18 protein-coding genes and 1 pseudogene are annotated in these 17,818 nt (G+C 51.0%); 8 read left to right on the top strand and 11 right to left on the bottom strand.

Annotated features, from left to right (window positions below; all coding sequences use genetic code 11):
- Nucleotides 1–17 precede the first annotated feature (17 nt).
- Entirely contained in the window at nucleotides 18–1,202 is a 1,185-nt protein-coding gene (locus N7E73_RS05525; RefSeq protein ID WP_432738034.1) for an FkbM family methyltransferase, read from the bottom strand.
- 207 nt (nucleotides 1,203–1,409) lie between these two features.
- Here N7E73_RS05525 and mutL point away from each other — a divergent pair, with 207 nt between their 5' ends.
- From mutL to N7E73_RS05505, 4 genes are all read left to right on the top strand, one after another.
- Entirely contained in the window at nucleotides 1,410–3,311 is a 1,902-nt protein-coding gene (gene mutL / locus N7E73_RS05520; protein ID WP_432738033.1) for a DNA mismatch repair endonuclease MutL, read from the top strand.
- A 26-nt stretch (nucleotides 3,312–3,337) separates the two neighbouring features.
- Nucleotides 3,338–4,465, top strand: coding sequence for an alanine racemase (gene alr / locus N7E73_RS05515; protein ID WP_432738032.1), 1,128 nt, complete (start codon nucleotides 3,338–3,340; stop codon nucleotides 4,463–4,465).
- Between the two features lie 53 nt (nucleotides 4,466–4,518).
- Nucleotides 4,519–4,707 carry a hypothetical protein gene (locus N7E73_RS05510; RefSeq protein ID WP_432738031.1) on the top strand — a complete coding sequence of 63 codons (189 nt, stop codon included), beginning with the start codon at nucleotides 4,519–4,521 and terminating at the stop codon, nucleotides 4,705–4,707.
- 75 nt (nucleotides 4,708–4,782) lie between these two features.
- On the top strand, nucleotides 4,783–5,934 hold the full coding sequence (locus N7E73_RS05505; protein WP_432738030.1) for an ABC transporter substrate-binding protein: 1,152 nt from the start codon (nucleotides 4,783–4,785) through the stop codon (nucleotides 5,932–5,934).
- Nucleotides 5,935–6,047: 113 nt separating this feature from the next.
- On the opposite strand, the gene N7E73_RS05500 is transcribed toward N7E73_RS05505, so the two are convergent.
- The 7 genes and pseudogenes from N7E73_RS05500 to N7E73_RS05470 form a co-directional block, all read right to left on the bottom strand.
- On the bottom strand, nucleotides 6,048–7,301 hold the full coding sequence (locus N7E73_RS05500; protein WP_432738028.1) for an iron-sulfur cluster carrier protein MrpORP: 1,254 nt from the start codon (nucleotides 7,299–7,301) through the stop codon (nucleotides 6,048–6,050).
- 211 nt (nucleotides 7,302–7,512) lie between these two features.
- On the bottom strand, nucleotides 7,513–7,872 hold the full coding sequence (locus tag N7E73_RS05495; protein ID WP_432738027.1) for a NifB/NifX family molybdenum-iron cluster-binding protein: 360 nt from the start codon (nucleotides 7,870–7,872) through the stop codon (nucleotides 7,513–7,515).
- A gap of 24 nt (nucleotides 7,873–7,896) precedes the next feature.
- The gene (locus tag N7E73_RS05490) at nucleotides 7,897–8,058 is read right to left on the bottom strand and encodes a hypothetical protein (RefSeq protein ID WP_432738894.1); all 162 of its coding nucleotides are present in this window, start codon (nucleotides 8,056–8,058) and stop codon (nucleotides 7,897–7,899) included.
- A gap of 37 nt (nucleotides 8,059–8,095) precedes the next feature.
- Nucleotides 8,096–8,356 (bottom strand): annotated as a pseudogene (locus tag N7E73_RS05485) (NifB/NifX family molybdenum-iron cluster-binding protein); the annotation flags it as partial.
- A gap of 140 nt (nucleotides 8,357–8,496) precedes the next feature.
- A complete protein-coding gene (locus N7E73_RS05480) occupies nucleotides 8,497–9,822 on the bottom strand; it encodes a sigma-54 interaction domain-containing protein (protein WP_432738026.1) in 1,326 nt (441 codons plus the stop codon).
- A gap of 161 nt (nucleotides 9,823–9,983) precedes the next feature.
- Nucleotides 9,984–10,640, bottom strand: coding sequence for a hydrogenase nickel incorporation protein HypB (hypB, locus tag N7E73_RS05475; protein WP_432738025.1), 657 nt, complete (start codon nucleotides 10,638–10,640; stop codon nucleotides 9,984–9,986).
- Between the two features lie 92 nt (nucleotides 10,641–10,732).
- On the bottom strand, nucleotides 10,733–11,080 hold the full coding sequence (locus tag N7E73_RS05470) for a hydrogenase maturation nickel metallochaperone HypA (RefSeq protein ID WP_432738024.1): 348 nt from the start codon (nucleotides 11,078–11,080) through the stop codon (nucleotides 10,733–10,735).
- Between the two features lie 349 nt (nucleotides 11,081–11,429).
- Here N7E73_RS05470 and N7E73_RS05465 point away from each other — a divergent pair, with 349 nt between their 5' ends.
- Both N7E73_RS05465 and N7E73_RS05460 read left to right on the top strand, forming a co-directional pair.
- Nucleotides 11,430–12,086, top strand: a complete 657-nt coding sequence (locus N7E73_RS05465) for a CBS domain-containing protein (RefSeq protein ID WP_432738023.1) — start codon at nucleotides 11,430–11,432, stop codon at nucleotides 12,084–12,086.
- Between the two features lie 171 nt (nucleotides 12,087–12,257).
- On the top strand, nucleotides 12,258–12,998 hold the full coding sequence (locus N7E73_RS05460; RefSeq protein WP_432738022.1) for a substrate-binding periplasmic protein: 741 nt from the start codon (nucleotides 12,258–12,260) through the stop codon (nucleotides 12,996–12,998).
- Between the two features lie 9 nt (nucleotides 12,999–13,007).
- On the opposite strand, the gene N7E73_RS05455 is transcribed toward N7E73_RS05460, so the two are convergent.
- Nucleotides 13,008–13,787, bottom strand: a complete 780-nt coding sequence (locus N7E73_RS05455; protein WP_432738021.1) for a tetratricopeptide repeat protein — start codon at nucleotides 13,785–13,787, stop codon at nucleotides 13,008–13,010.
- A gap of 203 nt (nucleotides 13,788–13,990) precedes the next feature.
- Nucleotides 13,991–14,299, bottom strand: coding sequence for an IscA/HesB family protein (locus N7E73_RS05450; protein ID WP_432738020.1), 309 nt, complete (start codon nucleotides 14,297–14,299; stop codon nucleotides 13,991–13,993).
- Between the two features lie 204 nt (nucleotides 14,300–14,503).
- On the opposite strand from N7E73_RS05450, the gene N7E73_RS05445 reads away from it, so the two are divergent.
- Complete coding sequence (locus N7E73_RS05445) at nucleotides 14,504–15,058, top strand: TetR/AcrR family transcriptional regulator (RefSeq protein WP_432738019.1); 555 nt, start codon at nucleotides 14,504–14,506, stop codon at nucleotides 15,056–15,058.
- Between the two features lie 250 nt (nucleotides 15,059–15,308).
- Here N7E73_RS05445 and N7E73_RS05440 read toward each other — a convergent pair whose 3' ends face one another.
- Nucleotides 15,309–16,685, bottom strand: a complete 1,377-nt coding sequence (locus N7E73_RS05440; RefSeq protein ID WP_432738018.1) for an alanine/glycine:cation symporter family protein — start codon at nucleotides 16,683–16,685, stop codon at nucleotides 15,309–15,311.
- Between the two features lie 444 nt (nucleotides 16,686–17,129).
- On the opposite strand from N7E73_RS05440, the gene N7E73_RS05435 reads away from it, so the two are divergent.
- Nucleotides 17,130–17,720 (top strand): tetratricopeptide repeat protein, encoded by a 591-nt coding sequence (locus N7E73_RS05435; RefSeq protein WP_432738017.1) that lies wholly within the window; start codon nucleotides 17,130–17,132, stop codon nucleotides 17,718–17,720.
- The last annotated feature ends 98 nt before the right edge of the window (nucleotides 17,721–17,818 follow it).

The raw sequence follows: 17,818 nt of genomic DNA, 5'->3' as shown, positions 1-17,818 counted from the left end.
TGCCGGGGTCAATGACTTTAGCTGTCGAGAATTTGTATAGCAGATTCAAGGTATTTTTGGTGTCCAGAGTAAACTTCTTTTGGGATAGCATAGAATACGCTGTCGCCTATATGTGGTTCGTAGTGGCCTACTTTAAAGATATAGTTTTCTAAATTATCTATTAGAAATAAAGGGATGTCTAAAAACTGATGCTTTGAATGGTAGAAGCTGATCGCTAGCTGTGTCCTGCTTTTTTTGATTAGGTTGATTGCTCCTTTGAGCATGGGTAGCTCTGAATTTTCAATATCACAAAATAAGAGATCTAACCTGTCTAGCCCAAGTTTTGCGCTTTCATTATCCAGTGAACAGACTTTAACAGAAGTTCCCTCAGTAATTGATTTTGAGTCGTTTATGATTTCTCCTAGGGTAGAAAATATAAACTGCCCTGAGCTTTCCCATAGTCCTTTGTTTATGGGGAAAAATTTATCCGAGTTAAGGAGTATTTCGGAGTGTTTTTTGTCTAATAGTGATGTTCCAAATGCTTCGAAACCAAAGATTCTTACTAGTTGTGGACAATTCTGGATTATGAAGACAGCCTCTCGGCCATTACATACTCCTCCCTGGACGACATTTTGTACTGTTTCAAGGAGGGTGAAATCAAAATAACGTGCTGACGTGTGTTTTGGGTATTTATTGTTAAGAAATTCGCTGTCATTTAAATTGATTATAGGCTGATTTTCTGTTCCTGTATATATAGACGCGATTTTAGAATTGATGGATCTAAATTCAACAAGATCCAAAAATAAGTCTTTATCATTTTGTGAATGAAGGTGTTCAACTATTCTTTGTATTTTATTTTGCGCGTGCTGTAGTTCTTCGGGGAGAAATTGGCAGGAATGAAGTCTTGGCCAAGAGAAAAAAAAGTAGTTGGTTATTTGATTCTCTTCAAGAATATCCCTAATTTCAGTAGCGTAGCTGGAACATATTAAAATTAAGTCAAAAGAACTATTGTAATTTGAGAGTTCTTCAGGACTTAAAATAGGAATATTCTGAAAAACACCTGTTTTATATGTGTCGGCAAAAGCTGCAATGTTTAGGTCCGGCCGGAGAGATGTAAGCATCTCATAGGTCAGAGTTCCACCTTGTCCCACTCCGTAAATGCATATTTTGCTGTTAGGGGGAACTTCAGAATAGTGAGTATATTTGATATGGCGATAGGTCATAAGTATATTCAAAGATAAATGTTAAACGTTATTTATTTTAATAAGACTTACTTAGGGTTCAAAGTCAAGGTGTATTGCGGATGTAAATAGCTTTCTAGACGGGGGCCTTTGCTTGTTGTAGGCTGACCGGACGGGAAATTTCATGTTTGCCGATATTAATACATCTAAAATCAATACTGTTACGAATATAGAGCAATTTTAAGTCAAATGAACAATCCCAGAATTCAGGTACTCCCGGCAGCCCTGCGCAATCAGATTGCGGCCGGTGAAGTTGTGGAACGCCCCTCCAGCGTGGTCAAGGAGCTGGTCGAAAACTCCATGGATGCCGGAAGCACGCAGGTTGATGTAATCATAGAACGCGGAGGGCAGGGGCTCATATCGGTTCGCGATAACGGAATGGGTATCGCTGCTGATGAACTGAGCCTTGCCGTCACCCGCCATGCCACCAGCAAGATAACGAATGTGGATGATCTTTCAGCGATCACCAGCTTCGGGTTCCGTGGTGAGGCTCTGCCCAGCATCGGGTCGGTTTCGCGCTTCAGGATGGCTTCGCGCCGGAAGGAGAGCCCTGAGGGCTGGTTCATTCTGGTTGAAGGCGGTCAGGTTGTGGAAGAAGGTCCGGCGGCCATTCCAGGCGGCACTTCTGTTGAAGTCCGGGATCTTTTTTTCAGCGTTCCCGCAAGGCTCAAGTTCCTAAAGGCCGAATCCACAGAGGCCCGCCGCTGCCAGCAGGTTCTGTTCAGGATCAGCCTTGCCAATCTTGAGGCCGGGTTTTCCCTTGTCGCAAATGGTCGTGAGCAGTTCAGGCTTCCCCCCGGACAGAGTCTGCAGGAGAGGCTGGCTACTTTCTGGCCGCGCAATATCTGTGAATCCATGCTGGATTTTTCGCATGAGGCCGGGCCTATGAAGGTGTTCGGCTGTGCTGGAATTCCGGGGCTGGCACAGGCGCGCGGCGACAGGATTGTGATGTTCGTGAACGGACGTCCGGTTCAGGACAAACTGCTGTTGAGTGCGATCCGCGGGGCCTACAAGGGCAGGCTCATATCAAGGGAATATCCTCAGGCGGTGCTGTTCCTTGAACTGGACCCGCATCTGGTTGATGTGAACGTGCATCCTGCGAAGATGGAAGTCCGCTTTCAGGATGAGAGCAGTGTTTTCAGCGTGATCAGGAACGGTATATCGCAGGCCCTGTCGCGTTATGAGCTCGGTGTTGTTGAGGGACCGGCTGTGCATGATGACATATTCAAGCCTGCTCCCCAGCCTGTGCCCAGCAGGACTCCGCAACCGGAAATGACCTCCCTGCCCATTGAACCTGCGGCCAAGTTCTCAAGCTGGAATGAATTCAAGAACACTGATTTTACCGCACTTGCTGACGATGAGCCTGCTCCGGTTCACCGGTCTGAGCCGTTATGGAAAAATGACTGCGCTGATGCTGCTCAAGGGCCATCCGGCGCAGCCGAATATGTGCGTGAAAATTACGGGGCTTACAGAACGGATGAACCTGCATCCTCAAGCCGCGTTGAGACGGCTGTACTTCCTTCTGGGGACCGCTATGTGCCGGGCTCTGCAATTGAGTATCTGGGACAGGTTACCGACACCTATCTGGTGCTGAAGCTTCCCAATGGCTCCCTCGGTCTTCTTGATCAGCATGCCGCACATGAACGGGTAATATACGAAAATATGCGCAACCAGCGTACCCGCGGTGATTCACGCCCGCTGGCTATTCCTTTCGAGCTTGTCCTGCATCCGAGTGAAGTCCAGCGGGTTCAGGAGATGTGGGAGGATCTGCAGGCCGCCGGGTTCATGCTGGAACTTGAGGCGGGAAACAAACTTTCCATGCGCGGAATTCCTCCGGGGCTTGAAACCGGAGAGGCAAGGGAGTATCTCAAGGCAGCAGTGGACGGACAGGCCAGAACTCTTGAGGATCTCTGGATCATGCTTTCCTGCAAGTCGGCCATCAAGGCGCGTCAACCACTGGCTTTTGATGAGGCTCTCGCCCTGCTTGAAGTCTGGGTCAAATGCCCGCAACGGGATTACTGCCCGCACGGGCGTCCTGTTCTGGTCAGCTGGTCGGCTCTGGAAATGGAAAAACTCTTCAAACGCAAGTAATTCTCACTCGCGAACGGATTCCTGTTATGACTATCGGATACAATGCCATTGAAGTTGAAGTGGATTTGGAAGCCATCCGGCACAACTACCGGATTCTCAAGGAAAAAGGGTCAAATGTTTACGGCGTGGTCAAGGCTGACGCCTACGGGCACGGGCTGGTTGAAGTTTCTCGCGCCCTTGAGGCGGAAGGGGCGGACACCTTTGCCGTCGGAACTGTAGGAGAGGCCCTGTCCCTGCGTAACAGCGGATGCAGTAAACGGATAATCGCGTTGCTCGGCCCTCTTAGCGAGACCGACTGTTTCAATGCTGCTAAATACGACATCATTCCTTTTGTTGGGGAGTTTGAACAGCTTGAAATGCTTTCAAAGGTTGTTGCATCGCAGGGCCGTAAGGTCAGGATTTGCTTGAAGTTTGATACCGGCATGTCCCGCCTTGGTTTTTCGCTGGACGAACTGGAACAGCTTGTGTCCTGGCTGAAAGGGAATCCGGATGTGATTCCTGTTCTGGCGAGTTCTCACCTTGCAACATCCGATGATCCGGCTTACGAAGAGTACATGAACGGGCAGGCGGGTAAATTTACCCATATTCTTGATACCTTGTCCGCAGCCGGATTCGAGCTTGAAGCTTCTCTTGCCAACTCGGCCGGGATACTGGTCCATGACAGGGTTCATTTCTCAGCTCAGAGGGGCGGTATAGCCCTTTACGGAGCAAATCCGCTCAATGGAACCCGGTGGGAGGGGCTTGGAGAACGTCTTCGCCCCGCAATGCAGGTGAGCACCAGAATAGCCGCTGTGCGCAGACTTACCAAGGGACAGGCAGTGAGCTACGGCTGCACCTACGTGGCAGAAAGGGATATGACCGTAGCCATTGTATGCGCCGGTTACGCTGACGGCTACAGCAGGCAGCTCTCCAATACCGGAGAGGTCTGCATCAAGGGTAAAAGGGCTCCCATACTGGGGCGGGTCTGCATGCAGCTGTGCATTGTTGACGTCAGCCATGTTGAGGGCGTTAATTTCGCCGACCGGGCCTATCTGCTCGGTGGTGAGGGCGAAGGACGGATCAGCCCCGATGATCTCGCAGGATGGTGGGGCACCATCACCTATGAAGTTTTCTGCCTGCTCGGGCTCAACCCCCGGGTCTACAGGAATAAGTGATCAATTCTCCGGTCTGATCCGGAGGCAGGACAAATATAAATGGGAGAAATCAAATGGCTTGGAAAGTAGCAGAAAGTCATCCGCTCAAGGATGCTGATCCCGCAGAACTTCGGGATAAGTGGTTTAACGTTGCCATGGACATGGCCCTCATTCCCGAAAACAACATTCGGGTCTATATTGAGGACGGAATTGTCCGCATCGAGGTCAGTGAAGAATTATATGACTGCATGGCAGGAATCTGATTCTTTCAAGGGCGTTTCCTGCGGGGACGCCCTTTGATTTTATGTCTGTGCCAGTCCGCTGCAAAGAGGCGCTCCATGACACCATTCAGAAAAAAAGCAGTGCTGCTCCTGACAGTTATTGTCTTGTGGGCCGGTGGTTGTTCCGGTGAAAAATCATCGGTGAAGCCCGAATTCAAGGTCGGCGTTGTCGCTGTCACCAGTGGTGAGCTTTTCCGTAAGGGGGCATACGTCATCACAGCGGCACGCTATGCAGCGGACAAAGTCAATGCCGCCGGCGGAGTTGATGTCAGGGGCGATAGTTATCAAGTCAAGTTGTATCCTGCGGACAGCGGCGGTACTGCGGACACAGCCTCAAAAGTTGCTGCCAGACTCATTGAAAAGGACGGTGTGTCAGCCATCGTCGGCGGAACCAGCAGCGAAGTTGCCCTTGCGGTCGCACAGGTCTGCGAAGCGCACAGGGTTCCATTTATTACCCCGGTGGCCGGGACCGGGAAACTTACTTCCCTCAAGTATTCCTTCAGAGTCTCATACATCAACAAGGTACAGGGCAAGGCTCTGGCCAAGTTTGCTGTAAAACACCTCGGGAGCGAGCCGGTCGGTATTCTGTACGCCGCGGGGAGTCCCTACAGTGCGGAGCTTGCGCGCTATTTCAAGAAGGCCTACGAGCGCAAGGGCGGAAGCATTTCCGCATATGAGAAGTACAGCGCCGGAGACCGTGAGTATTACCGTCAGCTTCAGGCCATAATCGATTCCGGTGCAAAGATACTTTTTCTGCCCAATGACACCAAAAAAATTCAGCTGCAGGTCGCTCAGGCCCGCAAAATGGGTTTCAAGGGCACGCTTCTTGGCGGAGACCTGTGGGACCCCGTGGACCTTGAACGCAACAGTCTTTTTGTGAACAGCTACTATGCGGATCACTGGATTCCAGGTCTGCCGATTGAAGGGGAAGCTGAATTTGAACGGGATTACAGGAAGCAGACCGGGGGGGAGCCGACAGAAATGGCCGCACTGACCTATGACGCCATGATGAGCCTCTTTGCCGCAGTCGAGGAGGCCGGGTCCATAGAGCCGGGCAGAATCCATACCGGACTTGTCGATATGCCGCCTTTCAAAGGGGTGACCGGAACATTCGACTACAACAATAACGGAGACCCGGACAAGGATGTGATTATTTCCACCATCCGGGACGGTCATAGTGTGGTGAAGGATATAATCCCTGTTGACTGACCCTTTGTCAGGCTGATTGATATGAATTGGAAGCAAAAGCGCCCGCGGGGTTAACCCGGCGGGCGCTTTTGTGTATCGAGGCTATGTAAAGGTAGGTTTACATAAAGGCAGTATTAGTGGTCACAGGTGTTGGACCCGGTCTGCAGAGAGCCTGCCAGATAGCTGGCAACCACGTTTTCAGGAGCTTCTGCGGGAGAGCCGACGATCACCTTGACTCCTGCATCGGTGAAGAGGGACTGGGCACGGGAGCCCATGCCTCCGGCCAGAACGAGCTGTACTCCCTGATCGGCAATCCATTTGGGCAGCACGCCGGGTTCATGGGGCGGAGGGGTTTCCATGTTGATGGAGACGATTCCCTTTGATGCAACGTCAACGTCCACAAGTGCGAACTGTTCGCAATGTCCGAAATGCATGCAGAGCTTGCCTGCTGCCACGGGTACCGCGATTCTGACCATGCCGTTTTTGGTGGAGAGCTCTTCCACCTTGGGCATATCGTTGTTTTCCTGAAGGGTCTCGGTCAGGTTCAGCATGGGCTTGATGATGGTATTAAGTGCCTTTCCGGTGGGGCTGTCGTGCTGAACACGGATGATCGGGTAACCTTCGTCGCCGGAACGTCCGACTTCGGGATCGAGCGGAATGCGTCCGAGAAACTTCACGCCGGTTTCCTTTGCCAGTTCTTCTCCGCCGCCGGTATTGAAAATATTGTGTACATTTCCGCAGTCGGGGCAGACGAATCCGCTCATGTTCTCGACAATGCCGAGTACCGGGTTGCCGACCTGCTTGCAGAAGTTAACGGAACGGCGCACGTCGTCTACGGCAACACCCTGCGGGGTGGTTACGATTACTGCATGGGCATCCTTGCCGAGAGTCTGCAAAGCGGAAAGAGGTTCGTCACCGGTTCCGGGGGGGCAGTCGACTACGAGGAAGTCGAGATCGTTCCATGCAACGTCCTGCACGAACTGCTTGATCATGCCGATTTTTACCGGACCGCGCCAGATGACCGGGTCATCCTTGCTGGGCAGCATGAATCCGAGGGACATGACCCAGAGGTTGCTGGACCAGGAGATAGGTTCGATGATTTCGTGACCGATATGGGGTCTTTCGTTTTCAAGGCTCAGAAGGCGGGGGATGCTGGGGCCGTGTACGTCAACATCAAGCAGACCGACCTGTTTTCCGGCCAGAGAGAGGGCCACGGCAATGTTTGTTGCAACGGTGCTTTTACCTACACCGCCTTTGCCGGAGATAACCACAATCTTGTGCTTGATTCTGGAGAGGGCCTTTTTCAGTTTCATCTCTTCAGGGCTGCAACCCTGAGAGGAGCATCCGGAACCGGAAGCAGAGCAGCTTCCGCAAGCATGATCACTCATCTATAAATCTCCTGCCCCTCAAGACGTGAGGGGGTTTCATTTTATGGCAGCTTTCGGGCGGGCCCGCATGAACTCGCCCTGCTGAAACGTTCAGGGTAATCTAAGACCTGAGCTGGTCTTGTCAATGCCTGAAGCACACTCGTGATTGTTCAGTCATGCCTGCACACACGGGAGAGGAGAAAAAGGCATGACTGAACTGAAGCGAAAATTCCTACCAGTGGCCCGGTTTGTCCGCCTCGCTGGCGGTTTCAAGTTTGCCTGCGCGGAAAGCGGCCAGCGCATCGGCAACTGTGCCTCCGCTGACCAGGTGCACAGCGATTCTGCCTTTTTCAAGAGCAGTGAAGGCCTTGGGGCCTACGTGGCCGGTGATGATGGCCTTTGCGCCGGTTGCTGCCACATTCTGGGCGGACTGGATGCCAGCACCCTGAGCTGCATTGAGATTCTGGTTATTGTCCACAAACTGGAACTCATCTGTTTCGGTATCGCAGATGAGGAACCCTTTGGCCCGGCCGAAGCGGGGATCTACTTCACAATTCAGATCATTGCCCTGACAGCTGATCGCGATTTTCATATCAGTCTCTCCTTGGTCCCGGACTCAGGGACATTGCGGCCCGCGGGCCTGCTCCCGTTCCTGACCGATTGTTTCTGAAGCCTCGGCCCGCCTGCCTGCATCTGCCCGGATGGCCGACTCTGCCGCCGCAGCCGGGCATGATATAGTCTTCAAGGCGGTTCCGTTTGAACGCTTCAAGAATTTCATCAACCATTCCCCGTATCCAGGGAATGACCCTGACGCCAGCCTGTTCCAGATCGTTTACTGTACAGCCGCATATGGCGCCGCATATTAAAAACGTTGCCCCGCAGGTCTTAATGGCGGATGTCCTGTCCTTTGGGTCTTTTGAGGGAAGGGATAGGTAACCTGCGGGGCAAATTTCATTGTCTATCACCCGGAACAGTTTGAGCTCCGGTGCATTGTCAAAAACCGAGGCCAGCCTGTCTTCGTAACAGGCCAAACAAAGCAGCTTTGAGTTATGTTTGCTTTCTTCGTGTCCTCTCATGGACAGCATAAAAGCATAGGACGTGCCTGTTAATAAATGTTAATTTATTACAATATGTTGATTGGAAGAAGTGTGGCAGGTATGATGATATGTGGGCTTAAAAAAGTCCCAAAAAGGAATGGGCGGGCTAATTGTGAGCCTTATTTGCCGCAGCGGGAAATGATACGGCGCAGGGTGTCCTTGGAGATGTTCAGCTCACGGCAGGCAGCCATGGTTTTACCGTTATTGCGTTCAAGTGCCTTGCGTGCGGTGATGCACTTGACCTCTTCCATGGTGCGGGGAACATCTTCGGATGCGCTTCGGGGCCGGTCAAGGGGTTGCAGGTATTCAGGCAGATGCTCGACCTGAATGAAGCCTGACGGGCAGAGAATAAAGGAGAATTCAAGGATGTTTTCAAGTTCGCGAACGTTTCCCGGGAAGGGATGGCGCATAAGAATCTGCAGGGCGTCTTCTGACAGCCCGTCAATGTCCTTACCCTGCAGGGCGTTGAACCTGCTCACGAAATGGTTGATCAGCAGTGGGATGTCCTCCACCCGGTCTTTGAGGGGGGGCAGGGTCAGAGTGACCACGTTCAATCGGTAGTAAAGATCCTGCCGGAATGAACCCTGTTCCACCAGTTCGGCAAGATTCCTGTTCGTGGCGGCCACGACCCTTACGTCGGCCTTGATGCTGGCGACCGCACCCAGCGGCTCAAAGGTCTTTTCCTGCAGTACCCGCAGGAGCTTTACCTGAAGGTTCGCGGGCATGTCTCCGATTTCATCCAGAAAGATTGTGCCGCCTGCAGCCAGTTCAAAGCGTCCGGGCTTGTCCTTGCGGGCATCGGTGAAGGCACCTTCCTTGTAGCCGAACAGTTCCGACTCAAGCAGGTTGTCGGGCAGGGCTCCGCAGTTTACTGCCACGAAGGGGCGATCCTTGCGTTCACTGAGGTTGTGGATGGCCCGCGCAAACAGTTCCTTTCCGGTCCCGGATTCCCCAAGCAGCAGCACTGTGGCTTCGCTTCTGCTTACCTGCGGCATGATGGAAAAAACTTTCGTCAGCGGTGCACTCTTGCCTATGATGTCCTCAAAGCGCCATGACTCCTCTACCTCGCGGCGGATGATCTGAATATCGGTCAGATCCCTGAAACTTTCCACGCCGCCAAGCAGTTTGCCGTCGGCATCTACCAGAGGGGAAGCGCTGATGGAAACCGGAACCTTCCGCCCATCGGCATGAATGAAGAAGATGGATTTGTTGCTGATGCGCCCGCAGTCCTGCATGCAGTTTTTGAGGGCACACTCGCCGTCACAAAGGCTTGAATGGAATACGTCCCAGCATTTGGATCCCACTGCTTCTTCAGCGGGTACGCCGGTAATGCGGGCTGCTGCTTCATTGAAGAAGGTGATGTTCCAGTCCAGGTCAACCGTAAAGACACCGTCGGCGAGGGAGTCGAGTACTGCTGAACACGGAAGATTGCTGGGAAATTTCATATATTGCTGCCTCCGGCATTCCTGGTTGAATTCTGGGAGACTTCTATCTGTCTCCGATCTTTGTCATCTTGAAAGGGGGGATGATGGCGTGATAAAAAAAGGCCTCCGGCAGGGCCCTCGGAGAGCCGCCGGAGGCCGTGAATGCACAATGTTCTATCCGGCTAGGCTTTTTCGGCGCGGGCCTTGCGCAGCCAGTCGTACCAATGGTCCAGTCCTTCGCGGGTGCGGCAGGACAGGGGGAAGAACTCAATGTCCTTGTTCAGCTTGCGGGCATGGTTCTTGGCTTTTTCAAGATCGAAATCAACGTAGGGAAGCAGGTCGATCTTGTTGAGGATCATTACAGATGAAATATGGAACATGAGGGGATACTTCTCCGGTTTGTCATCTCCCTCGGTAACGGTCAGCAGGGTGATCTTGTGGTCTTCGCCGACGTTGAATTCAGCGGGGCAGACCAGGTTGCCGACATTTTCCACGAAGAGGATATCGAGGCCTTCGAGATCGATCAGGGAAAGTGCTTCCTTGACCTGGCTGGAATTGAGATGGCAGCCGCCTTCAGTGTTGATCTGTACAGCCTGCGCTCCGGTTGCGGCAACACGGCGGGCATCGTTGTCCGTCTGGAGATCTCCTTCGATTACGGCCATCTTGAACTCGCCTTTAAGGTCTGCGAGGGTTTTTTCCAGCAGGCTGGTTTTGCCGGAACCCGGAGAACTCATCAGGTTGAGGCACAGGATGTTTTTTTCTTTGAAAAACTGGTTAAGTTCTGCGGCAATTCTGTCATTTGCTTCCAGAATATTGCGTACCACGGGTATTTTGCCCATTTCGATCTCCTTTTTCACAATCCTTAAAGGCATAAAAGTCCATGCTGTCGGAAAAATTCAGTTACACATCGAGATGTGTTCTCGGACAGTGGTTACTCGACCTCGATGCTTTCAATTTGCAGTTCTTTTCCCTGAAGCACTTCATGACCGATTTCCAGACCGCATTCCGGGCAGGCCATGTACAGTTTGTCTTCAGGAACGAATTCATTTTTGCATCCCCCACAACAGACCTTGATGGGTATTTCATTGACCACCAGTTCCGAGCCCTCAAGGTGAGTGCCCAGTGTTACGGCCTCCCAACCGAAAACCAGTGCGTCGGAAACAATTCCCGCAAGTGCTCCGTTGCCCACAGTGACCTTTTTAAGGGTCGTACCGGGACGCTTCCCCATTTCCTCTTCGATGATTGCAAGTATACTTTGCGCTATTGACATTTCGTGCATGGAATCTGGACTAACTCAAAAAATTATCAGGGGCAAGGAGCTTCCGTGTATAATTCCATAAGGTTTCAGGGGAGTAGTGTTGTGGAAACAGTTATCATATTGCATTGGTACAGTTGTTACACCCTTCAGTTGAAACTGCATGAAGGAGCTTCATATCTTGCAAGTGTTTAAAAGCTTGAGTATGTGAAGGGTGTGTTTTATTTCTGTGCCGTTTTATTAACAGGCATTTCGGGGTGATTTTCAGGCGGGATTCGGCGGCGTTGCATAGCTGCCGGATTTTTCTTTGCGGAATTCTCTGATAAAAATATTATTTAAGCACCGGAATTTCCGGACTCTGGAGGACATGTAGATGTATGTGGGACTGAAGATGCTCAAGGACTTTGTGACCGTTACCCCGGATACTCTGGTCAAGGAAGCGGACAAAATTCTGGAAGACAATCAGTTGTGGATGCTTCTGGTCAAGGAGAATGATAACCTCGTTGGCTATGTCACCAAGGAAGATGTCCGGGCCGCCATGCCGTCAGTGATCAGCTCGCTGGACAAACATGAACTGAGCTACCTGATGAGCAAGATCTCCGTTCGAGAGGTTGTGCGCAAGAATATCACCACAATCCCCCCCGAGACCGAAATAGAGGCCGCAGCCGACCTCATGTTCGAGATGAATCTGTCCGGCCTTGCAGTGGTTGACGAGAACAAAAAACTCATCGGTTACATCAACCGCAACAAGATGCTGGAGCTGCTGGTTGAGGAAATGGGCCTCAAGCAGGGCGGAAGCCGTATTGTGGTTGACGTTGAAGAACGCACCGGCGTTCTGTACGAGGTTGCAGGGATCATTTCCAATATGAAGTACAGTATCATCAGCACCGGACTTTTCCATCACGACAACCGCAGGATGGTTGTTGTGCGTGTTGCCACCGAGGATGCCGAACCCATAGTGAAGGCCATCCGTGATCGCGGCTACAAGGTCGTTGGACCGGAAGATTTCATGGATGAGTGGAAGAGCTAGTCCTCTTTCAGCACTAAGAATGAGCATGAACCCCGGCACCGTAAGGTGTCGGGGTTTTTTCTTGTCTTTTGAAAATACCCTGCCGAGTTGTTTTTAGCGGATTTAACAGGTAGGGTATAATTGTGGTGTGGTGTTCTTAGAACAGGCAAAGGAAATGGATGCGTAGTTAATATGATTGCCAGATTTCTTTATTGTGCAACACTGGCAGCTGCTTTGCTGTTTCCCGGCTCCGGGGCCGCTCAGGGCGGTGACTTTCGTATTTATACGGAAATCTCGGCTCCTGCAGCTTATTATTTAACGGATGGTTCACTTGGGGGCTTTGGAATTGAAATCGTCAGGGCCATACAGAAGGAGATCGGTGATCATACCCCGATTGAGGTTGTGCCTTGGGCTAGAGGATATAAGCTCTTAACCCAGATGCCGGGAGTTGCCCTGATGCCTACCGCCCGTACTGCGCAGCGTGAGAACCTGTTTGAATGGGTAGGTCCGCTTATGAGCATCAATTGGACTTTCTACGGTCTTGCCGGGCACAGGTTCGACGTGAAGAGTCTTGATGATGCCAGGAACGTTGACGGGATTGGTGTCTACAGGGAGGATGTCCGCGCTAAATTTCTTGAGGAGCAAGGATTTACCAATTTGCAGGTAGTGGATTCACAGTCCGTAAATTTAAGGAAGCTTTTGCGTCAACGGATTGAGCTGCTGGTCTCTTCCGATGTAGGGATGCGAGGCTACATGGATGAGGACAAGACTTTGCGCGGAAAGATCAAGCCGGTTCTTTCCTTCAAGCGGGTAGACCTGTATCTGGCCTTTTCAAAGGGGACGGACCCGAAGATTCTGGAAAAGTGGAGCAGGGCATATAATAAACTCCTGCGTAACGGAACAGTGGAAAAGATACAGCAGCGCTGGAAATAGTTGGTAAGCTCAGGTCGTGCACTTTTGTGAAAGAAGGTTTTCTATTGTGCAGGCTTCCACAAAGCCCTTGCCGTGGAGAAAATCAAGAAAAATACAGGCTTCTTCCAGTTTTTCATTGAGGCACAGGGCCTTCTTGAGATAAGCTATGCAGTCGTCAAGTCTTCCCATTTCATAATGGACCCGTGCGATGTTCAGGCACAGGTTCTCATCTTCCTCCACAAGCTTTTCCGCTTTGTGATAATACTCAAGGGCCTGTTCGTGCATGCCGTGCTTGCGCAGGGATATTCCGAATTCATTGAACAGGTGCTTGTGCTGCTGTTCATAGCTTGCCTCTATGCAGACCAGCCGCCTGAAGATGTCGTCGGCCATGCTGATGTCGCCGCGGTCAAGATAGGTCAGCCCCAGCCCGAAATTGGCCCGCACGTTGACTTCATCAAGGCTGATGGCCTTTTCAAATTCATGCTCGGCACTGTACAGCTCCCGGTTGCGGCGGTGTCTTTCTCCGAGGATGATGCTTTGTTCAAGTTTGTGCATCCCCGGAATGACTTTCTCTGAAAACATTTCCGGCTCAGGTCGGTACTTGTTCAGGAAGGCTTCTATCTCAACTGCCACGCGCGGACCGGAAGGAAGGTACTGTTCATTTATGGCCTGAACTTCAAGTACCCCGTTTTCGAGCTCTTCGGCATACCAGTAGGTTGTATTTTCTGTACGCCTTTTGGTCGTACCGGTTCCTATGTACGACAGCGTTTTTGCAGAAAATACGCCTTGAATTCTTTCCCGACCCTTCACTTGTTACTACCCCACTTTGGTTCTTTTTCCCGAAGCCAAGGATAACCCGTCGTCCTGTCACATGCAAATCTATTTGGTTCGCGTTGCATGAAAAAAGGCTGTTCCCACCGGGAACAGCCTTAAAGGTCCATTTGGACTATGTGTGCAACTGACCTATTTTATTTGAAATGTGCCAGTCGAGTCCTTGCAGAAGCTTACTGTGGTTAACCGCAACTGCCGGAGCAGGAGCCGCACTGTCCGCCACCGAGCTCGATTTTGGAGTCGATCACGAAGCCTGTGTAGCTCAGGTCAACCCTGAAAGGACTGCCCTGGTCGTTAAGGTCTTTTTCAATAAGGAAGGTGAAACCTTCTACATCAAAGTTTTCATCAGAGTCTTTTGGCTCATCCAGAGCCAATGCCAGCCTGGGGCCAGCTCAGCCTCCGGTAGCCAGGTAAATGCGGATAGGGGTTCTATCTTTATCTGCAAAATAGTTTTCAAGCTGTTTCTGTGCAGCTTCGGTCAGTTCAACCATTTTTTCTTCCTCCTCATAGGATTTGTCTATTCAAAATAAGTTTTCTATCGGGTTTTGTCAAACTAGTCGAGTTGACCTTAGTGCTTGCATGGGGTAGGAAATACAGTTCGAAAAGAGTGTTACATATTCTCATTTTTTTGATTAAGATATTTCCATCAACAAGACTGACAACAGGCGCTCAGAACGCCTATGGGAGACCGCAGAATGAAAACCAAGGATATCATCCTCGCAACTGCCAAGGAAATGATTTCAGAGGTGGGTTTCCACAAAGCCACTACTGCCAATCTGGCCAAGACCGCGAATATCTCAGAAGGGACTATCTACAGGCATTTTGAAAGCAAGGAAGATATTCTTTTGCACATACTTGATGCTCTCGAAGAACAATTCTCATACTATATTGAAGCAATTCGTAAGAAGCTCGATGTGAATGACTGTTCTCTGGAAGAGATCATGAGTGAGTATTTCACTTTCGTCGAAAGGAATGAAGTCGACATGAAGATCATGCTGTCCACCTACGGTCTGCTTGATTCTTCAAAACGTCTTATGGCAGTGGTCATGAAAAACCTTGAGCTGGTGCTGGAAGAATGCATCCGTCTCGGCGTTGAGAAGGGTGAGATCAAGGCTGTCGATGTTGAGCAGAACGCCACCGTGGTCATGACCATCATTTTCGGACTGACCAGAATGCACCTTTACTGGCCGGAAGGACGGGATGTCCGTGCTGAGGCAGTAGAGTTCTGCCGCCGCAGTCTGATCAAGTAGATTGGGCTTTGCAGAGATCTGTAAAGGGCTGTTCCTGCGGGGACAGCCTTTTTTTTTGTTCGCATGTGTCCACCTGAAGTGCGTCTGAGGGAGAGCTGATAGTTCCCGGTTCCCGGGAATTCAGAATGGTCTACTGGGATATGGCTGCCCAGTCGTGGACCGCCTTGCTGTGTTGCTGAAAATTGCCAAAAAAAAGTCCTGCCGCTCCTTTCGGATGGCAGGACTTTTTTTGATAAGCGAAGGTCAGGGCTTAGTTTTCCTGAGCCTGTGTGGACACACCGCCTTTGTTTTCAGCGAAGTATTTGCGGGTTTCAGCAGATACAACGGGTGAGAGCATCAGCAGGCCGATCAGGTTGGGGATGGCCATGAGTCCGTTGAGTGTGTCGGAGATGTTCCATACAAGGCTGAGCTTTGCCATTGCGCCTACTCCGACGAAAAGGATGAATACAATGCGGTAGGGCATTACAGCCTTTACGCCAAGCAGGTATTCCATGGATTTTTCGCCGTAGTAGCACCAGCCGAGGATGGTGGAGTAGGCGAAGAGGATCAGACCGATGGTAACGATGTGAGCCCCGCCGGGAACCCCTGCAGAGAAGGCGATGGTTGTCAGTTCCGCGCCGGTTTCACCGCAGGACCATGTGTTGGTAAGAATGAGAACCAGACCGGTCATGGTGCACACGATGATAGTGTCGATGAAGGTCTGGGTCATGGATACCAGCGCCTGGGTGACAGGGCTCTTGGTCTGAGCTGCTGCAGCCGCGATAGGAGCACTGCCGAGACCGGATTCATTGGAGAATACACCGCGGGCAACGCCCATTCTGATAGCCAGCATTACGGTTGAGCCGGCGAATCCGCCTACAGCGGCGGTGGGGTTGAAGGCCTGGGAGACGATCAGCTCAATGGCAGCGGGAACACCGGAGATGTTCGCGAGGATTACGTACATGGCTCCGGCCATGTAGAAAACGATCATTACCGGAACCAGCAGTCCGGTTACCTGGCCGATTTTTTTGATACCGCCGAGAATAACAGCAGCAGTGAGCAGCATGAGGGTCAGGCCGGTGATCATTGGGGAAATGCCGTAGGTGGCGTGTACCGCGTCAGCCACGGAGTTGGACTGAACCATGTTGCCGATACCGAAGGCAGCAAAGGCAGCACACACAGCGAAGATGGTTCCCAGCCAGGGCATTTTCAGGCCCTTGGAGATGTAATACATGGGACCACCGCTCATTTCGCCGTTCGCATCTACTTCGCGGTATTTAACGGCCAGAACAGCTTCAGCGTATTTGGTGGCCATGCCCACAAGACCGGTAACCCACATCCAGAACATCGCACCGGGGCCCCCGATGGCGATGGCGGTGGCAACACCGGCAATGTTACCGGTTCCTACTGTTGCGGAAAGGGCGGTCATCAGTGCCTGAAAGTGGGTGATGTCACCGGGCTCGTCAGTCTCTTCCTTTCTTTTGATCAGCGCCAGATAGAGGGCATACCAAAGTTTACTGAACTGCAGTCCGCGGAGAGTGAAGGTGAGCCAGAAGCCGGTACCCACAAGCAGTACCAGCATGGGCGGTCCCCATGCAAAGGCTCCGATCTGTCCAACAATTGCATCAAGTGAATTCAAAAATTCCATAAATCATTCCCTTTTTTTAAAACACCACATTTTCAGGCTGAGACTGAATATGTCTGCAGACTGAACCCCTTACAAAATATTTGTCACAGGTACGTACCTAAGTGTGAAGATATGAGCAAGATTTTTATGTAATTTTATTTTTTATTCAAAAAAAACATCATTATTGTGCTGAAAATTCAAATAACGAGTTGTGTATTGTGTTTTGACTGTGGAAACAACATGCATTTGTCCTCTGGATTGCTTTGGTACAACAGTTGCTGTTGGATGAGTGACAAATTTAATTTTGCAGTTGTTGAATGTTCATTTGTTGCGAAATGGTAAAAAATATAGGCATAAATATTGTTAAAATGAAACAGCCTGCGTTTATGTAGTGCAAAGGTGCACAGGGTTGCACTTTTGTGAAGGGCAATATTCTGCACAAGACGAAGGAAAGGAGAAAAGGGTTTGGCTAAGAAAAGTAAGTCCGCAAAAAAGAAAGCAGCGAAGACCGGCGGAAACAGACACAGCACCATTGTGGCGGTTGTTGTAGCTCTTGCGGTAGGGTTGTATCTGGGAACGATATTTCTTCCCGCACTGAAGGATTCGTCCGCACCGCACCAGACCGCCGCTAATACGGCCTCGCCTGCAGGGCAGATCGACGAGGCCGTAAAGATGGCAGAGACACAGCCTGATTCCGCTGAGGTCTGGGCCAGACTCGGAAATCTTTATTTTGATGCCGATCAGTATGCAAAGGCTATTGAAGCGTACACAAAGTCGCTGGCCATTGATCCTGACGAGGTTCATGTACTCACCGACCTGGGAGTCATGTACCGCCGCAACGGGAATCCAGAGAAGGCGGTGGAATATTTCGATAAGGCGATTGTTGCTTCGCCGGAACATGAGACTGCGCGTTTCAACAAGGGCATAGTCCTGTACTACGACATCAAGGACAAGGCTGCTGCAATCAGGGCCTGGAAAGGACTTGTGGATATGAATCCGCAGGCCAGAACCCCAAGTGGTAAGCTGGTCAAGGATATGATCAGGGAGCTTTCCTGATTCAGGGGCAGGAGTCAGTCAGCAGTGTTGACGGACATAGACCGAATTCAAGGGTAAACAAAGCTGAGACGAACGTACTGTGCGTTGGTCTCAGCTTT

It is taken from the genome of Maridesulfovibrio sp. FT414, from assembly GCF_050916235.1.
In the GTDB taxonomy this organism is placed as follows: Bacteria; Desulfobacterota; Desulfovibrionia; order Desulfovibrionales; family Desulfovibrionaceae; genus Maridesulfovibrio.
The sequence above is the reverse complement of the archived record's forward strand: the minus strand, read 5'-3'. Positions and strand labels throughout refer to the sequence as shown.